12 protein-coding genes and 1 pseudogene are annotated in these 18497 nt (G+C 40.3%); 11 read left to right on the top strand and 2 right to left on the bottom strand.

Annotated elements, in window-relative coordinates:
• Positions 1 to 112: 112 nt before the first annotated feature.
• From AC1PJP_RS09560 to AC1PJP_RS09530, 7 genes are all read left to right on the top strand, one after another.
• Entirely contained in the window at positions 113 to 241 is a 129-nt protein-coding gene (locus tag AC1PJP_RS09560; protein WP_002116082.1) for a hypothetical protein, read from the top strand.
• A 157-nt stretch (positions 242 to 398) separates the two neighbouring features.
• Positions 399 to 3239 (top strand): 2-oxoglutarate dehydrogenase E1 component, encoded by a 2841-nt coding sequence (locus AC1PJP_RS09555; RefSeq protein WP_479766908.1) that lies wholly within the window; start codon positions 399 to 401, stop codon positions 3237 to 3239.
• Positions 3239 to 4429, top strand: coding sequence for a 2-oxoglutarate dehydrogenase complex dihydrolipoyllysine-residue succinyltransferase (odhB, locus tag AC1PJP_RS09550; protein WP_004789424.1), 1191 nt, complete (start codon positions 3239 to 3241; stop codon positions 4427 to 4429). The genes AC1PJP_RS09555 and odhB overlap by 1 nt, the downstream gene beginning before the upstream one ends.
• A 61-nt stretch (positions 4430 to 4490) precedes the next feature.
• Positions 4491 to 5924: a dihydrolipoyl dehydrogenase gene (gene lpdA / locus AC1PJP_RS09545; protein WP_005310073.1), complete on the top strand. Its 1434-nt coding sequence runs from the start codon at positions 4491 to 4493 to the stop codon at positions 5922 to 5924.
• A gap of 147 nt (positions 5925 to 6071) precedes the next feature.
• Positions 6072 to 7238, top strand: coding sequence for an ADP-forming succinate--CoA ligase subunit beta (gene sucC, locus AC1PJP_RS09540; protein ID WP_003655470.1), 1167 nt, complete (start codon positions 6072 to 6074; stop codon positions 7236 to 7238).
• Positions 7239 to 7252: 14 nt separating this feature from the next.
• The gene (gene sucD / locus AC1PJP_RS09535) at positions 7253 to 8143 is read left to right on the top strand and encodes a succinate--CoA ligase subunit alpha (protein ID WP_003655479.1); all 891 of its coding nucleotides are present in this window, start codon (positions 7253 to 7255) and stop codon (positions 8141 to 8143) included.
• A gap of 377 nt (positions 8144 to 8520) precedes the next feature.
• Entirely contained in the window at positions 8521 to 9252 is a 732-nt protein-coding gene (locus AC1PJP_RS09530) for a hypothetical protein (protein ID WP_479766887.1), read from the top strand.
• Positions 9253 to 9528: 276 nt separating this feature from the next.
• On the opposite strand, the pseudogene AC1PJP_RS09525 reads toward AC1PJP_RS09530, so the two are convergent.
• Together AC1PJP_RS09525 and trpS are read right to left on the bottom strand one after the other, a co-directional pair.
• A pseudogene (locus tag AC1PJP_RS09525) lies at positions 9529 to 9690 on the bottom strand (flotillin domain-containing protein); the annotation flags it as partial.
• Positions 9691 to 10033: 343 nt separating this feature from the next.
• Complete coding sequence (trpS, locus tag AC1PJP_RS09520; protein WP_004789430.1) at positions 10034 to 11047, bottom strand: tryptophan--tRNA ligase; 1014 nt, start codon at positions 11045 to 11047, stop codon at positions 10034 to 10036.
• 207 nt (positions 11048 to 11254) lie between these two features.
• Between trpS and AC1PJP_RS09515 the strand changes: the two genes are divergently transcribed.
• From AC1PJP_RS09515 to AC1PJP_RS09500, 4 genes are all read left to right on the top strand, one after another.
• A complete protein-coding gene (locus AC1PJP_RS09515; protein ID WP_013196985.1) occupies positions 11255 to 12184 on the top strand; it encodes a DUF808 domain-containing protein in 930 nt (309 codons plus the stop codon).
• Between the two features lie 26 nt (positions 12185 to 12210).
• Positions 12211 to 13110 carry a KPN_02809 family neutral zinc metallopeptidase gene (ypfJ, locus tag AC1PJP_RS09510; protein WP_005310083.1) on the top strand — a complete coding sequence of 300 codons (900 nt, stop codon included), beginning with the start codon at positions 12211 to 12213 and terminating at the stop codon, positions 13108 to 13110.
• 239 nt (positions 13111 to 13349) lie between these two features.
• On the top strand, positions 13350 to 14852 hold the full coding sequence (locus tag AC1PJP_RS09505) for a cation:proton antiporter (protein WP_004789435.1): 1503 nt from the start codon (positions 13350 to 13352) through the stop codon (positions 14850 to 14852).
• A 456-nt stretch (positions 14853 to 15308) separates the two neighbouring features.
• Positions 15309 to 18497: Ig-like domain-containing protein (locus tag AC1PJP_RS09500; protein ID WP_479766886.1), on the top strand; the 3189-nt coding region annotated here is incomplete at its 3' end.

The following is an 18497-nucleotide window of genomic DNA, read 5'->3' as shown; positions in this document are numbered from 1 at the left end:
TCAATCGTTCGTTAAGAACATGATACGATTTGCCACAAAGTTATAGGTGAAAAAAGCGTATACTAGTGAAATTAATTTAAGTAGCACAATCTTAGATCTGTGCTTAATTTTTATGGTTAAAGTCATTTTAGAAAAGTTAATTTTAAAGTTAATTTTTCTAAAAAGATTTGCAAAAAATTGCTCGGTTTTAATCGAGTATAAGGTGAGTGATGATGCCATTGAGGGTGTTGTGATTCATTAATTACCTATGGAGTTTCCTCTCTAGGTAGTATGACGCCCCATGGTCGTAAAGACCTGTTGGGTAAGTAATGCCTTTTTTACCAATTTGGCATTATGCATCATGGGTGTGCTTAAAAGGCAGCCTGTAATATTTTTTGCAATAGGAAATGGGTCCACAAATGCAAGAAGTTGCTGACGCATTGCGTCTTGACACTGAACTTTCCGCTGATAGTGCAGCGTATATTGAAGAACTTTACGAGCAGTACCTGTCTTCCCCAACCTCTGTAGCTGAGGACTGGCGCCAATATTTCGATAAATATCCAAAGGGTGACCAACCACACGGCGCTGTGCGTGAGCAATTCCTATTACTAGGACGTAATGCTAATCGTGTTCAACCTGTTGTACAAAGTACGGTAAGTACTGAGCATGAACGTCGTCAAATTGGCGTTTTACAACTTATTGCTGCTTATCGTAATCGCGGACATCAAAAAGCTAAGTTAGATCCATTAGGTCTTGCTAAGCGTGAAGAGATTCCAGATTTAGAGCTTTCAGCTCACGGTTTAACCAAATCAGATCTAGACACAGTATTCAATACCGGTAATCTTGAGATCGGTAAGAGCGAAGCGACGCTTGCTGAAATGATTGAAGCAATGGAAGCAATCTATTGTGGTTCAATCGGTGTTGAATATATGCATATCGTGGACACAAAAGAAAAGCGTTGGATTCAACAACGTCTTGAAAGTGTTCGTGGTCAGCTTAATTTTACAAATGATCAAAAGAAAGGGTTCCTGGAGCGTTTAACGGCTGCAGAAGGACTTGAAAAATACCTAGGCAATAAATACGTTGGTGCTAAGCGCTTTGGTGTAGAAGGTGGTGAATCTTTTATTCCTATGGTGAATGAAATCATTCAACGTGCTGGTGCTGTTGGTTGTAAAGAAGTTGTTATTGGTATGCCACACCGTGGCCGTTTAAACCTTCTTGTTAATATTATGGGTAAAAACCCTGCAGACTTGTTTGGCGAGTTTGAAGGTAAAGCTATTCATAAGAAAGGTTCTGGCGACGTTAAATACCATCAAGGTTTCTCAAGTAATGTAATGACTCCTGGTGGCGAAGTTCACTTGGCATTAGCATTTAACCCATCTCACTTGGAAATCGTTGGTCCTGTAGTTGAAGGTTCTGTGCGTGCACGTCAAGTGCGTCGTAGAGACATCGGCGGTGATGATGTATTACCAGTGATTGTTCACGGTGATGCTGCATTTGCAGGTCAAGGTGTGAACATGGAAACCTTCCAGATGTCACAAACTCGTGGCTATACGGTTGGTGGTACTGTACACATTATCGTGAACAACCAAGTTGGTTTTACAACTTCTGATCCACGTGATGCGCGTTCTACTGAATATTGTACTGACGTTGCAAAAATGATTCAGACGCCAATTTTCCATGTAAATGGCGATGATCCTGAAGCAGTAATCTTTGCTACTCAATTAGCACATGATTTCCGTCACGAATTCCGTAAAGACGTAGTACTTGACTTGTTCTGTTACCGTCGTCGTGGTCATAACGAAGCAGATGAGCCGTCTGGTACACAACCATTGATGTATCAAGTGATTGCTAAAAAAGCAACAACTCGTACACTCTATGCAGATCAACTTGTTCAAAACAAAATAATTGATCGTGCTGAAGCAGACCAAATGGTTGAAGATTACCGTGCAGATTTAGAAGCCGGAAACCATGTGGCAAACGCTTTAGTGCTTGAACCAAATACAAAAATGTTTGTTGATTGGACACCTTATTTAGGCCATGACTATACAGACGATTGGGATACTTCATTTGACTTAAATCGCTTAAAAGAATTAGGCGAGGGCATGAGCAAACTTCCGGAAGGATTTGTTATGCAGCGTCAAGTGCAAAAAGTAATTGAAGACCGTGTGAAAATGCAAACTGGTGAAACTGCATTGAACTGGGGTGCTGCTGAAACTTTAGCTTACGCAACCTTGATCGATGAAGATTACCTTGTTCGTATTACTGGTGAAGACGTTGGGCGTGGTACATTCTCGCACCGTCATGCAAAATTGCATAATCAGGTAGATGGTTCAACGTATATTCCACTTTGTCACGTTAAAGAAAACCAGCCTCGTTTTGCAATTTACGATTCTTTATTATCTGAAGAAGCGGTTCTTGCATTTGAATATGGTTATGCAACTACAATTCCTAAGAGCTTAATTATTTGGGAAGCACAATTTGGTGACTTCGTAAACTGTGCTCAGGTTGTAATTGACCAGTTCATTGCTTCTGGCGAGACTAAGTGGGAACGAGTTTGTGGTTTAACAATGTTGTTACCACACGGTTTCGAAGGTCAAGGTCCAGAGCATTCATCAGCTCGTTTAGAACGTTTCTTACAGTTATGTGCTGAAGATAACATGCAAGTGATCACTCCAACGACACCTGCACAGATTTTCCATGCATTACGTCGTCAAGCTGTACGCCCAATTCGTAAGCCATTGATCGTAATGTCACCGAAATCTTTACTTCGTCATAAACTTGCTACTTCTACTTTAGAAGAGCTTGCAAATGGTTCATTCCAAACTGTAATTGACGAAATCGACCAAATTAACAAGTCAGATGTAACTCGTCTTGTACTTTGTGGTGGTAAAGTTTATTACGACTTACTCGAAAAACGTCGTGAACAAAACTTAACTAACGTCGCAATTGTACGTATTGAACAGTTATATCCATACCCAGAACAACGTCTTGCGGAAATCTTAGCTGCATATCCAAACGTGAAAGAACTTGTTTGGGCACAAGAAGAGCCGAAGAACCAAGGCGCTTGGTTATTTATCGCACCGCGTTTATACGACGATATCTTAAAATCTGGCAAACAAATCCGTATCAGTTTTGCAGGTCGTGAAGCTTCTGCTGCACCAGCTTGTGGCTCACCGTACTTGCATGCAAAACAACAAGCTCAGCTAATTAATGATGCATTGGCAATCGAAGCTGAACAATCAGGAGATTCTCAATAATGGCAACCGAAATTAAAGCACCGGTATTCCCAGAGTCTGTTGCAGATGGAACCATCGCAACTTGGCACAAAAAGGTGGGTGAACCTGTATCACGTGACGAAGTGATCTGTGATATTGAAACCGACAAAGTTGTTTTAGAAGTGGTTGCTCCTGCAGATGGTAGCTTAGTTGCAATCATTAAAGGTGAAGGCGATACAGTTCTTTCTGACGAAGTGATTGCTCAGTTTGAAGCTGGTGCTGGTGCGGCAGCTGCTCCTGCAGTAGAGCAAGAAGTTGCTCAAACTCAAGCTGGTGCAGCTCCTGTTGTTGAGCGCACTGAAGCTGTATCTGGTCAAGCTCCTGCAGTTCGTAAAGCTTTGTCTGAAACAGGTATTGCTGCTGCTGACGTACAAGGTACTGGTCGCGGTGGTCGTATCACTAAAGAAGATGTAGCAAACCATCAAGCTAAACCAGCTGCTAACGTTACTCCGTTAAGCGTAGCTGTTGGTGAGCGCATCGAAAAACGCGTTCCAATGACTCGTTTACGTAAGCGTGTAGCTGAGCGTCTTCTTTCTGCAACTCAAGAAACTGCAATGTTAACTACATTTAACGAAGTTAACATGAAGCCAATCATGGAATTGCGTAAGCAATATAAAGATGCGTTTGAAAAACGCCATGGCGCTCGTTTGGGCTTCATGTCATTCTTTGTTAAAGCTGTAACTGAAGCACTTAAACGCTATCCTGCGGTAAATGCGTCAATTGATGGCGACGATATTGTTTATCACGGTTACTATGACATCGGTGTTGCAGTATCTTCTGATCGTGGTCTTGTTGTACCAGTATTACGTGATACTGATCGTATGAGCTACGCAGAAGTTGAAGCTGGTATTGGTGCTTATGCTGCTAAAGCACGTGACGGTAAATTATCTATCGAAGAAATGACTGGCGGTACTTTCACTATTACTAACGGTGGTACTTTCGGTTCATTACTTTCAACTCCAATTTTGAATCAGCCCCAAACTGGTATCTTGGGTATGCACAAAATCCAAGAGCGTCCTATGGCTGTAAATGGTCAAGTTGAAATCTTGCCAATGATGTATTTAGCACTTTCTTATGACCACCGTATGATCGATGGTAAAGAAGCAGTAGGTTTCTTGGTAGCAATCAAAGAATTGTTAGAAGAGCCAGCTAAACTCATCCTTGATCTTTAATTTCTTCGAATAATATTACCGAGATAGAGTGATCCTCTATCTCGGACCATGGAGATAAACAATGTCTCAACAATTTGATCTTGTTGTTATTGGCGGTGGTCCTGGTGGTTATGAAGCTGCAATTCGTGCTGCTCAACTAGGTTTTAAAGTCGCTTGTATCGAAAAACGTATTCACAACGGTAAGCCATCTTTAGGTGGTACATGCTTAAACGTAGGTTGTATCCCTTCTAAAGCATTACTTGACTCTTCACATCGTTATGAAGATACAGTGCATCATTTAGCTGATCACGGTATTACTACAGGTGAAGTGAATTTTGATCTTGCTAAGCTTCTTGCTCGTAAAGACAAAATTGTTGACCAATTAACTGGTGGTATCGATCAATTGCTTAAAGGCAATGGTATTGAGTGGTTAAAAGGTACTGGTAAATTACTTGCTGGTAAAAAAGTTGAGTTTGTTTCACACGAAGGTGAGACTCAAGTTTTAGAACCTAAATATGTAATTCTTGCGTCTGGTTCTGTACCTGTAAATATTCCAGTAGCTCCTGTAGATCAAGATATTATTGTTGATTCAACTGGCGCATTAAACTTCCCAGAAGTACCTAAACGTTTAGGTGTTATTGGTGCTGGTGTAATCGGTTTAGAACTTGGTTCAGTTTGGCGTCGTCTTGGTGCTGAAGTTGTTGTATTTGAAGCAATGGATGCATTTTTACCAATGGCTGATAAAGCTTTGGCAAAAGACTACCAAAAACTTTTAACTAAGCAAGGTCTTGATATTCGTATTGGCGCTAAAGTTGCTGGTACTGAAGTTAATGGTCGTGAAGTGACTGTTAAATACACTCAAGGTGGCGAAGAAAAAACTCAGACTTTTGACAAATTAATCGTTTGTGTAGGCCGTAAAGCTTATGCAGAAGGTTTATTAGCTGATGATTCAGGCATTAAATTGACTGAACGTGGTCTAGTTGAAGTAAACGATTACTGTGCAACTTCTGTAGAAGGTGTATATGCGATTGGTGACTTGGTTCGCGGTCCAATGCTTGCTCATAAAGCAATGGAAGAAGGTGTAATGGCTGTTGAACGTATCCACGGTCATGCAGCTCAAGTGAACTACGACACGATCATTTCTGTTATCTATACACATCCGGAAGCGGCATGGGTTGGTTTAACTGAAGAACAAGCTAAAGAAAAAGGTCATGAAGTTAAAACTGGTCAATTCGGTTTTGCTGTAAATGGTCGTGCTTTAGCAGCGGGTGAAGGTGCTGGTTTTGTTAAGTTTGTTGCTGATGCAAAAACTGACCGTTTATTAGGTATGCATGTCATTGGACCTGCTGCATCTGATATCGTACACCAAGGTATGATCGCTCTTGAATTTGTATCTTCTGTTGAAGATCTTCAGTTAATGACATTTGGTCATCCAACATTCTCTGAAGTTGTTCATGAAGCTGCACTTGCTGTAGATGGTCGTGCAATTCACGCGATTCAACGTAAGCGTAAATAAAATAAAGAGCGGTTCTCCGCTCTTTTTCACATTTGATGGTGTGATTAAAAAAACATCAAGGTGATAGAGGTAGACAGCAATTTGCATATACAACATGAGAATGTTGCGCAAATTGAAGACAACAAACAAAGTTAAGTAGGTAACTAAATGAACTTACATGAGTATCAAGCTAAAGCGTTATTGAAAGAATATGGTATGCCGGTACAAGAAGGTATCTTGGCAACCAATGCAGACGAAGCAGTTGCTGCATTCGAACAGCTTGGTGGTAAATTCGCTGTAATGAAAGCGCAAGTTCATGCTGGTGGTCGTGGTAAGGCTGGTGGCGTTAAAGTTGCAAAATCTAAAGAAGATGTTATCGAGTTTGCAAATAACATTATTGGTACTCGTCTTGTAACGTATCAAACAGATGCAAATGGTCAACCAGTAAACAGCATTATTGTTGCTGAAGACGTATACCCAGTTGAGCGTGAGCTTTACTTGGGCGCGGTTGTAGACCGTTCTAGCCGTCGTATTACTTTCATGGCTTCTACAGAAGGTGGTGTAGAAATCGAGAAAGTTGCAGAAGAAACTCCAGAAAAAATTATCAAAGTTGAAGTTGATCCATTAGTTGGCTTACAACCATTCCAAGCGCGCGAAGTTGCGTTTGCTTTAGGTTTGAAAGACAAGCAAATCAGCCAATTTGTTAAAATTATGGCTGCTGCTTACCAAGCATTTGTAGAAAATGACTTTGCATTATTCGAAATTAACCCACTTTCAGTTCGTGAAAATGGCGATATTTTATGTGTAGATGCAAAAGTTGGTATCGACTCTAATGCGCTTTACCGTTTACCTAAAGTTGCTGCTTTACGTGACAAATCTCAAGAGAATGAGCGTGAATTAAAAGCATCTGAATTTGATCTTAACTATGTTGCTTTAGAAGGTAACATCGGTTGTATGGTTAACGGTGCTGGTCTTGCAATGGCAACTATGGACATCATTAAACTTTATGGTGGCCAGCCTGCAAACTTCCTTGACGTTGGTGGCGGTGCAACTAAAGAGCGCGTAATCGAAGCGTTCAAAATTATCCTTGCTGATACATCTGTACAAGGTGTTTTAATTAACATCTTCGGTGGTATCGTACGTTGTGACATGATTGCTGAAGCGATTATTGCAGCGGTTCAAGAAGTAAACGTAACTGTTCCAGTTGTTGTTCGTTTAGAAGGTAACAACGCTGAGTTAGGTGCTAAATTACTTGATGAATCTGGTTTGAAATTAATTTCTGCGAACGGCTTGTCTGATGCCGCAGAAAAAGTTGTAGCTGCAGTTAAAGCGTAAGGGGAGTATCAATCATGAGCGTATTAATTAATAAAGACACTAAAGTATTGGTACAAGGTTTTACTGGTAAAAACGGTACTTTCCACTCTGCACAAGCTTTAGACTACGGTACAAAAGTTGTTGGTGGTGTTACTCCAGGTAAAGGTGGTACTACTCACCTTGACCTACCAGTATTCAACACAATGAAAGAAGCTGTACGTGAAACAAATGCAGATGCATCTGTAATTTATGTACCAGCTCCATTCGTTTTAGATTCTATCGTTGAAGCGGTTGATTCAGGTGTTGGCCTAATCGTTGTGATCACTGAAGGTGTTCCAACAATCGACATGCTTAAAGCAAAACGCTACTTAGAAACTAACGGTAACGGTACTCGTTTAGTTGGTCCTAACTGCCCAGGCGTGATCACTCCAGGTGAATGTAAGATTGGTATTATGCCTGGTCACATTCACCAACCAGGTCGTATTGGTATCATCTCGCGTTCAGGTACATTGACTTATGAAGCTGTTGCTCAAACAACTAAGCTTGGTTTAGGTCAGTCTACTTGTATCGGTATTGGTGGTGACCCAATCCCAGGTATGAACCAAATCGAAGCTCTTCAATTGTTCCAAGACGATCCAGATACTGATGCAATCATCATGATCGGTGAGATCGGTGGTACAGCGGAAGAAGAAGCTGCTGAATTCATCAAATCTAACGTGACTAAGCCTGTAGTAGGTTACATTGCTGGTGTAACTGCACCTAAAGGTAAGCGTATGGGTCACGCTGGTGCGATCATTTCTGGTGGTCAAGGTACTGCTGAAGAGAAATTCGCTGCATTTGAACGCGCGGGAATGGCTTACACTCGTAGCCCAGCTGAACTTGGTTCAACCATGTTGCAAGTTTTAAAAGAGAAAGGTTTAGCTTAATTCGTTAGATTTTGATCTTTAAAAAAAACCCCAATGGAGACATTGGGGTTTTTTATTAAAATGAAATGATATTAATTTTTCTGAATGATATTTAAATTCCATATATTGTCTATTTTTATTCTTTAAGATGAAAAAGAAGAGCCTTATGACTAATACTAATTTTCATGAATAATTTAATATTCAATTGCTTATAAATATTCCCTTTTAAAGAGAAATGTTTAGCCTCATTCATTAGATTTTAATCTTAAAACCCCAATGGAGATATTGGTTTTTTACTGGGAAATATAATTGGAGTATTCATGGACTTAGTCTACTAAAAAAAATCTAGTAGACTAGTTGTATCCTTACAAAAAATATCAATGACAAAGGCAATCGTCATGTATGTGAAAATATCTAGTGTGATTCTCTTTTGCACTTTAATTTCGGGGTGTGCCACAAATCCAGAAAAGTTACAGACACCAGTTGAACTTACTTGTATTTTCCTCAAAGAGCCTCTTTCAACTACAGGGCTCTATGGTCCACTCAATGTGGAGTGGACCACCCGTCTAGAAAGAGGGCCATATTGGTCAGAAAAGATAGATGAAAAGGGCACATTCTTTCGAGGGGCACCTGGTAGTATTTCAATTCGAAGCCCAGGCTATCCATCAATACCAGGACAACCTGCAGCAACTGACGGTGGCTTTTACTTACCAAAAGACCCTAAGGAGCCAGTCAAAATTTATCGCTACTTCACAACAAAGGCAGTACCTGTTGAAGTTCCATCTGACAATGTGACGTGTAATACTCTAGCTTATACTAAAGAATCTGCATCCCATAAGGTTAGTCTAGTATCCTTTACCACAGCTGGCGCAGTAGGAGGTGCTACTGGCGCCATAATTGATAAGAACTTTTCCTCAGGAAATGTGAGCTACGGTCAAGCCGCAGGAGCTGGCGCTGCAGGGGGAGCAATCGGTGGATTGATTGTTGCTGCTATCATCAACGCTGAAGTAGGGAAAATCATTGATGGTCTACCAATAAAAGAATCTAGTTTTATGGAAAAGCTTCGCGAACTTGGGGCAAAACGCGAGTCTCTTAAACAAATTTCTTTACTACCAGCTTCTAGTCCATAAAGCTTATTCCCTTACGTTTAATAAGAGAGGTCGCTAGTAGTCAGCACCTCTCTTATTAAACGTTGGGCATCTGTTTCGTTATACTTTTTCAATGCGTGATTTAATTCAAGGGTAGAGATGCCCTATTTGATATTTTACTAACTTTATACTGAACTTGGTATCTAATTACTCATTTTCACCATAGGAATGGGTGAAACGGAAGATGAAAATTGTAGATCGGACATTTAGCATTTCGGTCTACATTGAAATAGGAGTACTAAACAGAGTGTATCACCCTTACTTAGCTTTTGGTTTCAACCCTTGAGTCAAACCATTGCCATCACTACCTTGTAAGCCCAATCCATTCATTAAGTTATCAATCAAAGGCGCTTGTGAGCGATAGCGTAGCGCGCTATTCACCACTTGATCAGACAAAGAAGTTTGAGAATTTTCAACAGAAGCATTATTATAATTCGGTTGAATTTCAACCTAAATTGCCAACATTATTATAGGCAAAAAAATACGCAATGATTGGGGTGATCATTGCGTAGAACAACGAATCTGTAAAAACAGTTTCGGTTTAAGGAGAAATGTCGTGAGGTTCATATCATGTAACCTACATGATGAATAATAGAGATAGTTAAGAAATTCTTCATCGCTATTAGCGTTAATAAGTGTTACTTCAAGTTAATAGGGTAAAAGCATGTGAATAGTCGTCAATACATTAGTAATTCTAAAAAATTATGCTATGAATAAAATAAGCATAAAAAAAGCCCCTAAGGGCTTTTAGATTTCAAAGGAATTAGAATTTAAATAATCCTAAACCATCTTTAACTTCATCTAAGGTTTGTTGAGTAATAAGACGACACTTATCTGTACCTTGACGTAAAACATCCATAATGTAGTCAGGATCTTTAGCTAGTTCTTCACGACGTTCACGGATAGGGCTGATTAATTCCTTCAAAACACCTTCAAGGCGTTTCTTAACAGTTCCATCACCTAAACCACCGCGACGATAGTGTGCTTTTAACTCTTCAACTTCTTCTTTATTTGGATCAAATGCATCTAAGTAAGTAAATACAATATTTCCTTCAACCTGACCTGGATCTTCAATGCGAAGATGATTTGGGTCGGTATACATCGCATTTACAGCTTTTTTAATGTCTTTATCAGACGCATTTAAAACAATGGTATTACCTAATGATTTAGACATTTTTGCCTTGCCATCAAAACCAGGTAAGCGTGCCATATTTGAAAGCAAAGCTTTACATTCAGGTAAAAGGTCTTGGCCAATCTGACGGTTTACTCGACGTACGATTTCATTGGTTTGTTCAATCATTGGAATTTGATCTTCACCCACTGGAACCACAGTCGCTTTAAAAGCAGTAATGTCTGCCGCTTGTGCAACAGGGTAGCAGAGGAAACCAGCCGGAATGTCACGCTCAAAACCGCGCATTTGAATCTCAGACTTAATGGTCGGGTTACGCTCTAAGCGTGCAACCGTCACGAAGTTAAGATAGAGCATAGTAAGCTCATTCAATGCTGGTAAGCATGATTGTACGCAAATCGTGGTTTTTGTTGGATCAATGCCTACAGCTAAATAATCTAGAGCAACTTCCAAAATATTGCGACGGACTTTATCTGGGTTATCTGCATTGTCTGTTAGGGCTTGTGCATCTGCTAACAAGAGATGTTGATGATGGCTATCCTGTAAACCTACACGAGAACGCAAAGAACCGACAAAATGCCCAAGATGAAGTTGTCCGGTTGGGCGGTCGCCTGTCAAAATAATTGGACGCTGATCAACATTACTCATTATTTATTCCACTGTCTTATTGGCTTAATCAGGGGTAGTAAGCCCTGCAATATAAAAGATTGGCATTATTGTACGGGAAATAAAAAAAATTCGTCAGCGATTGGTTAAACTTTTCTTAAAATAATATTGTGAATTTATTCAGTAAAATTACAGAAATTGAAAAAAATCATCTTACAATAGCCTAATAAATACAAACTTGGATAAGAAATGGCAAGTGGCTTACTTTTATTACTAGATGATATTGCAACAATTTTAGATGATGTTGCTTTAATGAGCAAAATGGCAGCAAAGAAAACTGCTGGTGTTTTAGGCGATGATTTGGCTTTAAATGCGCAACAAGTTACAGGTGTGCGTGCAGATCGTGAAATACCTATTGTTTGGAAAGTGGCTAAAGGCTCATTTGTTAATAAACTTATTTTAGTTCCTTTGGCTTTGTTGATTAGTGTGGTTGCGCCTTGGCTGATTAATCCGCTATTAATGTTGGGAGGTTTATTTTTGTGTTATGAGGGGGTGGAGAAAGTTCTTCATACCATTATGCATAAAAAACCATCTACATCAGAAGAAGCAAAAGCAGAATTTGATAGTGAAGAATTAGATTTAGCAAATTTTGAAAAAGAAAAAGTAAAAGGAGCTGTTCGAACAGATTTTATTTTATCAGCTGAAATTGTTGTTATTTCTTTAGGTACCGTAGCTACAGCCAGTTTAATGACTAAGGTAAGCGTACTTAGTATTATTGCTATTGTTATGACAATTGGTGTTTATGGCTTAGTTGGCATGATTGTTAAGATTGATGATTTGGGATTATATTTAACTAAGCAAACTACCTCATTCAAGCAAACTATAGGTCGAGGTTTATTAGCTTTTGCACCTATTTTAATGAAACTACTTTCAATCGTAGGCACCATTGCAATGTTCTTAGTTGGTGGCGGAATTATTAATCATACGATTCCACTACTTCATCACTTAACTGAAAACACAGTGGACCATGTAGAAACGATACCAGCAGTAGGCAATATTATTGGTGCTTTAACACCGACACTGATTAATTTTGGAATAGGACTGGTTGCAGGTGCAATTGTTCTATTAATTGTGAGTTTAATACAAAAAATGTGGCCAAAAAAAGCATCGGGTTCATGATGCCATTCTAAAATAAGAGGGAAATTATGCGCTGGAAAGGTCGTCGAATTAGTACCAATGTGGAAGACCGTCGAGGTGGTGGCGGTGTTAGAGCAGGTGGTATCAGCATTATTGGTTTGGTTGTTGCATTTGTTGCGTGGAAGTTTTTTGGGGTTGATCCACAACAAGCTTATCAGGCAACTCAGCAAGTCACTGCATCACAGCAGTCAAATGCAACTGCACCAGAAAGTTTAACACCCGAGCAAAAAGAAGCCTCTGATTTTGTTGGAACTGTTTTGGCTGATACAGAGGATACGTGGACTCCTATATTTAAACAGTTAGGTAAAACATATACGCCACCAAGATTGGTGCTATTTAGTGGAATGATTCAATCTGGATGCGGTACTGCTCAATCTGCAATGGGACCATTTTATTGTCCAGCAGACCAAAAGGTTTATATCGATACAGAATTCTTTAAAGATATGCGTCAGCAAATGGGAATTTCTGGTGAGCAAAACCAAACTGAACTTTCAAGACAAGATCAGGCAGGCGATTTTGCTCAAGCTTATGTGGTTGCACATGAGGTAGGGCACCATGTTCAAACCTTGCTTGGTATTTCCTCACAAGTTCAACAAGCCCGTGCACAAGCGAGTCAAAGAGAAGGTAATCAATTATCCGTTCGCCAAGAATTGCAAGCTGATTGTTTAGCGGGTATTTGGGCGAGTCATAATCAGCAACGTACTCAATTTTTAGAGCAAGGTGATATTGAAGAAGCGATGGATGCTGCTCAAAAAATTGGAGATGATTATTTACAGAAACGCTCAACTGGTCAGGTTGTTCCAGATAGCTTTACGCATGGTAGTAGTGAACAGCGAATGCACTGGTTTCAGGTTGGTTTAAAAACTGGCGATATTAACCAATGCGATACTTTTAACAATCCAGTTTAATCTTTTCTAGGATGAGTCTTGTTAAACATATTTAAGAAGCTCATCCGTTTTTTTAGATCATAACTATAAATAATGTTAAGAAATTTAACAGAGTGATAGATTGTTCAATCAATTCGTTAAACTTGTGTCCTAATTTCTGTTTTTATGATTGTGGCATTCTTCATGCCAGTTTTTTATTAAGTTTGGTCGATCTAACAAAGTTTCTCTTATTTGGTCGTTGACCCAGAAGAAGGGTATTCATGGGTAATTTTTTTCTACTACAAGCATTCACAGTGGTTTTTGCGCTATCAATCGCAACCACGATCTTCAATAAGCGCATTTTAGGTTTTCCTCAGGCTATTGGTGTGCCGCTGGTCTCAGCAATTTTTGTCTTTATTTTGCAATGGGGCGCAAGCCTACTAAACGGTAACCAGTTTATTACCATTAATATTCATAATATTGAAGAAGCCGTGCGCCATATCGATTTTTATGATTTTTTAATTAATGGTGTCATTTGTTTTATTTTAACTTCTTCAGCACTTAAATTTAAAATTTCTGATTTAAAAAGTTACTGGAAGCAAATTAGTATTTTGGCCACCATTGCATTAGTCATTTGCGCCGTTTTATTTGGTGGATTGCTCTACGGGTTCCAATTACTGGTTGGATATCATGTGCCAATTCTGGTGCTTTTACTTTTAGGTGCAGCTTTAGGGGCAACAGACCCTATTGGTATTAAAGGTGTACTTAGTTCGATTCGTGCACCGCATCATTTGATCGTTAAGCTGGAAGGTGAGTCACTCTTTAATGATGCAATGTGTATTGCATTGTTTATGACTTTGCTTAATGTTTTACAGGGTGAACATTTCTCGTTGATGGCGACACTAGAAGCTCTACTCTATGAAATTGTTGTTGCAGTCGGGATTGGTTGGGCATTTGGGGTAGGGGTGTTGCGTCTATTACGTGGTAAACACGAAATGGAGTCCCTGATTTTGACAACAGCTTTGCTTGCGAGTGGAGCATATTTAGTGGCTTTGTTTGCCCATGCATCAGCACCGATTGCCTGTGTAATAGGTGGTTTAATTGTTGGGAACAAATGGAAAGAAATACGAGAAGAGCGAGAGATTCAAGAAGTTAATCATTTTTGGCATACCGTAGAAGGAATCATCAACTCATTTCTGTTTACTTTAATTGGTCTAGAGTTATTTATTCTAGATTTAAACTTTAGCCTAATTTTAGGCGGTATTGTTGCGTTCTTTATCCTACATATCTCTCGCTTTGCAGCCAACTTCATGGCTTTCGCCTTTTTCCCGAATATGCGGAAAATGAAAAGTTATAATGGTAGTTTAACCATTTTATCTTGGGGTGGGGTGCGAGGGGGGATTTCACTTGCATTGATTTTGGCGGTTGCCAATATTCCTGCATTAAGTCCTTATAGCAGTATCCTGATTGGCTATACTTTTATTAGTGTGTTGTTATCAGGCATTGTATGTGGTCTGGGTTTACCAGCTGTGATGAATGCTTTCTATTACAATCCGAATGAAGAAACCGAAGGCTTAAAAGGTCTCTATCAACGATTGTGTCATAAGATGAATCGAAGAGGCTTTCAATATATTGTTGGTGAGGATGCTCTAGGTAGAGAAACAATTACCGTTTTTAACCCGGATATTCTGGTTGATCAAAAAACTGAAGATGGAATTGCAACGATGCATGACCCAAATAAGTTACAAGAAGTAAAACGATTTGAGAGCCCGGATAATTTCTAAATATTTGCGGTTTTAAATTTTATAAAAGATTTATAAATTAGGTTTTAGTGTAATAGTGAAATATTACCTAAAGCCTTTTTTTTCTATATATATCATTAATAATATATTTTATTTTATTAAGATATTAATAATTGTTATATGAATATTTTAATTAAATGACATTTCAACAAATGGTAAATATAAAAAAAGAAATTTGTTTTATATATAAAACATTTAAAGAAATTTTCCATTAAATTAACACAAGATAAACTCAAAGAAGACTTATATATAATTTCTATTAATTAAAATTTTTTCTTTAGGTACTTTAGTATTTGTTTTTTTTATTTTAAAGTGGTTAATGTAAAAATGATCACATTACTTAATGTTTTTAAGTTGTAGGTCAAAAACTTGAAAACATTAAGTAAAAAGAATTATACAAAAAATCATTTAAATCAATAATATAAAAGGAATACAGATATGCCTGAAATACAAATTATTGCCAAGGATAGTCACGACACCTTGTCAACCATCAAGGGAACTTCCGCATCGCTTACAGAAGCATCGGTTGTATTGGTAAAAGTGGCTGCCAGTGATGTATTGGTAGTGAATAGGGAGGGAACCAATGCAGTCATTCGCCTTAAAAATGGCGAGACAATTGTTATTGAAGGTTTTTTTAGTGGAACAGCTGAGCCTAAAGATAACAGCCTTGTTTTTCAAGACGAAAATGGACAGTTAATCTGGGCAAAATTCAAAGATGCTGAAAATGATGCAGACGCGGACGCGGACGCAGACGCGGATGCCGACAGTGATGTTGAGCCACAAGCACTCGTAGCTGAAGATTTACCAGCTGCTTTACCAGCAGAGGCACCACAAGAGTTGGTGTCTGATGTCATTTATCAGCCTATTTCTTCAATTGAACCATTGCTTTATCACGATGGCGGCATAAACCCATGGCTGTGGGCTATCCCATTAGTTGCGGGTGGTATTATCGCAGCAGCATCGAACCATGATAGTAATAATGACTCTTCAACACCTACCGATACTACTCCACCAAATACAGATGGGGTAACTTTCTCTGTTAATTCAGTTACATCTGATAATGTACTTAATGCCTCAGAAGCAGCAGGTAATGTCACGATTACTGGTATTTTGAAAAACATTCCAGCAGATGCAGCAAATACTGTTGTGACCGTTGTAATCAATGGTGTGACTTATAATGCGATAGTAAATAAGGATGCGGGTACATGGAGTGTAAGTGTACCGGGTAGTGGTTTAAAAGCAGATCCAGATCAAACTATTGATGCTACTGTAACGTTTACAGATGCAGCAGGTAATAGCAGCACTGTTAAAGATACGCAAACTTATACAGTAGATACCACAGCGCCAAATGCACCAGTAATTGACCCTGTGAATGGGACAGACCCAATTACGGGTACAGCAGAACCTGGTTCAACAGTAACGGTGACTTATCCTGATGGAACGAGTACAACTGTGGTTGCGGGACCAGATGGTACATGGTCAGTAGATAATCCAGGTGATCTTAAAGATGGAGACACGGTAACAGCAGTAGCAACAGATCCTGCTGGCAATACTTCCGGACCAGGGACTGCTATTGTTGATACAGTTGCACCGACAGTCGCTCTTAATGATCTATTAACTAATGACAGTACACCGCCTTTAACAGGTACGGTAAGTGACCCAACTGCAACCGTTGTGGTGACAGTGGATGGTGTGAACTATCCAGCGACCAACAATGGTGACGGTACCTGGACGCTTGCAGACAATACCTTGCCTGTATTAACTGACGGTCCACATACCATTACCGTGACTGCGACAGATGCAGCAGGCAACGTGGGTAGCGATACTGCTGTCGTGACAGTGGATACCACTGCACCGAATGTGCCAGTGATTGACCCGGTTAACGGGACAGACCCGATTACAGGTACAGCAGAACCTGGTTCAACAGTAACAGTGACTTATCCTGACGGTAGTACAGCAAGCGTTGTAGCAGGACCGGATGGTAGTTGGACTGTGCCGAACCCAGGCTTAAATAATGGTGACACGGTAACGGCAGTTACAACAGATCCTGCAGGCAATACATCAGGACCTGCAACAGGTGTTGTGGATGCGCTTGCACCGACAGTCGCTCTTAATGATCTATTAACCAATGACAGTACACCAGCCCTCACTGGTACAGTGAACGATCCGACTGCGACTGTGGTGGTGACAGTAGATGGTGTGAACTATCCAGCGACCAACAATGGTGACGGCACCTGGACCCTTGCAGACAATACACTGCCTGTATTAACAGACGGTCCACATACCATTACCGTGACTGCGACAGATGCAGCAGGCAACGTGGGTAGCGATACTGCTGTCGTGACAGTGGATACTGCAGCACCAAATACAGGATCAGTAAATTTTGCGATTGATTCGGTAACATCTGACAACGTGATTAATGCCTCAGAGGCATCCGGTAATGTCACCATTACAGGTGTCTTGAAAAATGTTCCGGCAGATGCGACGAATACAGTCGTTACTGTTGTTATTAATGGTCAAACCTATACTGCAACTGTAGACAGTGCAGCAGGTACATGGACTGTAAGTGTACCAGGTAGTGGTTTAGTTGCTGATGCAGATAAAACCATTGATGCCAAAGTAACCTTCACTGATGCAGCAGGTAATAGCAGCACAGTTAACGATACACAAATTTATACAGTAGATACCACTGCACCGAATGTGCCAGTGATTGACCCGGTGAATGGGACAGACCCGATTACGGGTACAGCAGAGCCTGGTTCAACAGTAACAGTGACTTATCCTGATGGTAGTACAGCAAGTGTTGTAGCAGGACCGGATGGTACTTGGACTGTGCCAAACCCAGGCTTAAATGATGGCGATACGGTAACAGCAGTAACAGAAGATCCTGCTGGCAATACATCAGGCCCAGCAACAGCTGTGGTTGATGCGGTTGCGCCGACAGTAGCACTTAACGATGTATTGACCAATGACAGTACACCTGAGTTAACCGGTACAGTGAACGATCCGACTGCGACTGTGGTGGTGAATGTTGATGGCACAGACTATCCGGCAGTCAACAATGGTGACGGCACCTGGACGCTTGCAGACAATACACTGCCTGCATTAACCGATGGCCCACATACCATTACCGTGACTGCAACAGATGCAGCAGGCAATGTGGGTAGTGATACAGCTGTCGTGACAGTTGATACAGCTGCTCCAGCAGCACCAGTGATCGACCCGGTTAACGGGACAGACCCAATTACAGGTACAGCAGAACCTGGTTCAACAGTAACAGTGACTTATCCTGACGGTAGTACAGCAAGTGTTGTAGCAGGACCGGATGGTACTTGGACTGTGCCAAACCCAGGCTTAAATGATGGCGATACGGTAACAGCAGTAACACAAGATCCTGCTGGCAATACATCAGGCCCAGCAACAGCTGTGGTTGATGCGGTTGCGCCGACAGTAGCACTTAACGATGTATTGACCAATGACAGTACACCTGAGTTAACCGGTACAGTGAACGATCCGACTGCGACTGTGGTGGTGAATGTTGATGGCACAGACTATCCAGCGACCAACAATGGTGACGGTACCTGGACCCTTGCAGACAATACACTGCCTGTATTAACAGACGGTCCA

This window comes from Acinetobacter sp. V116_7 (assembly GCF_056735735.1).
The sequence above is the reverse complement of the archived record's forward strand: the minus strand, read 5'-3'. Positions and strand labels throughout refer to the sequence as shown.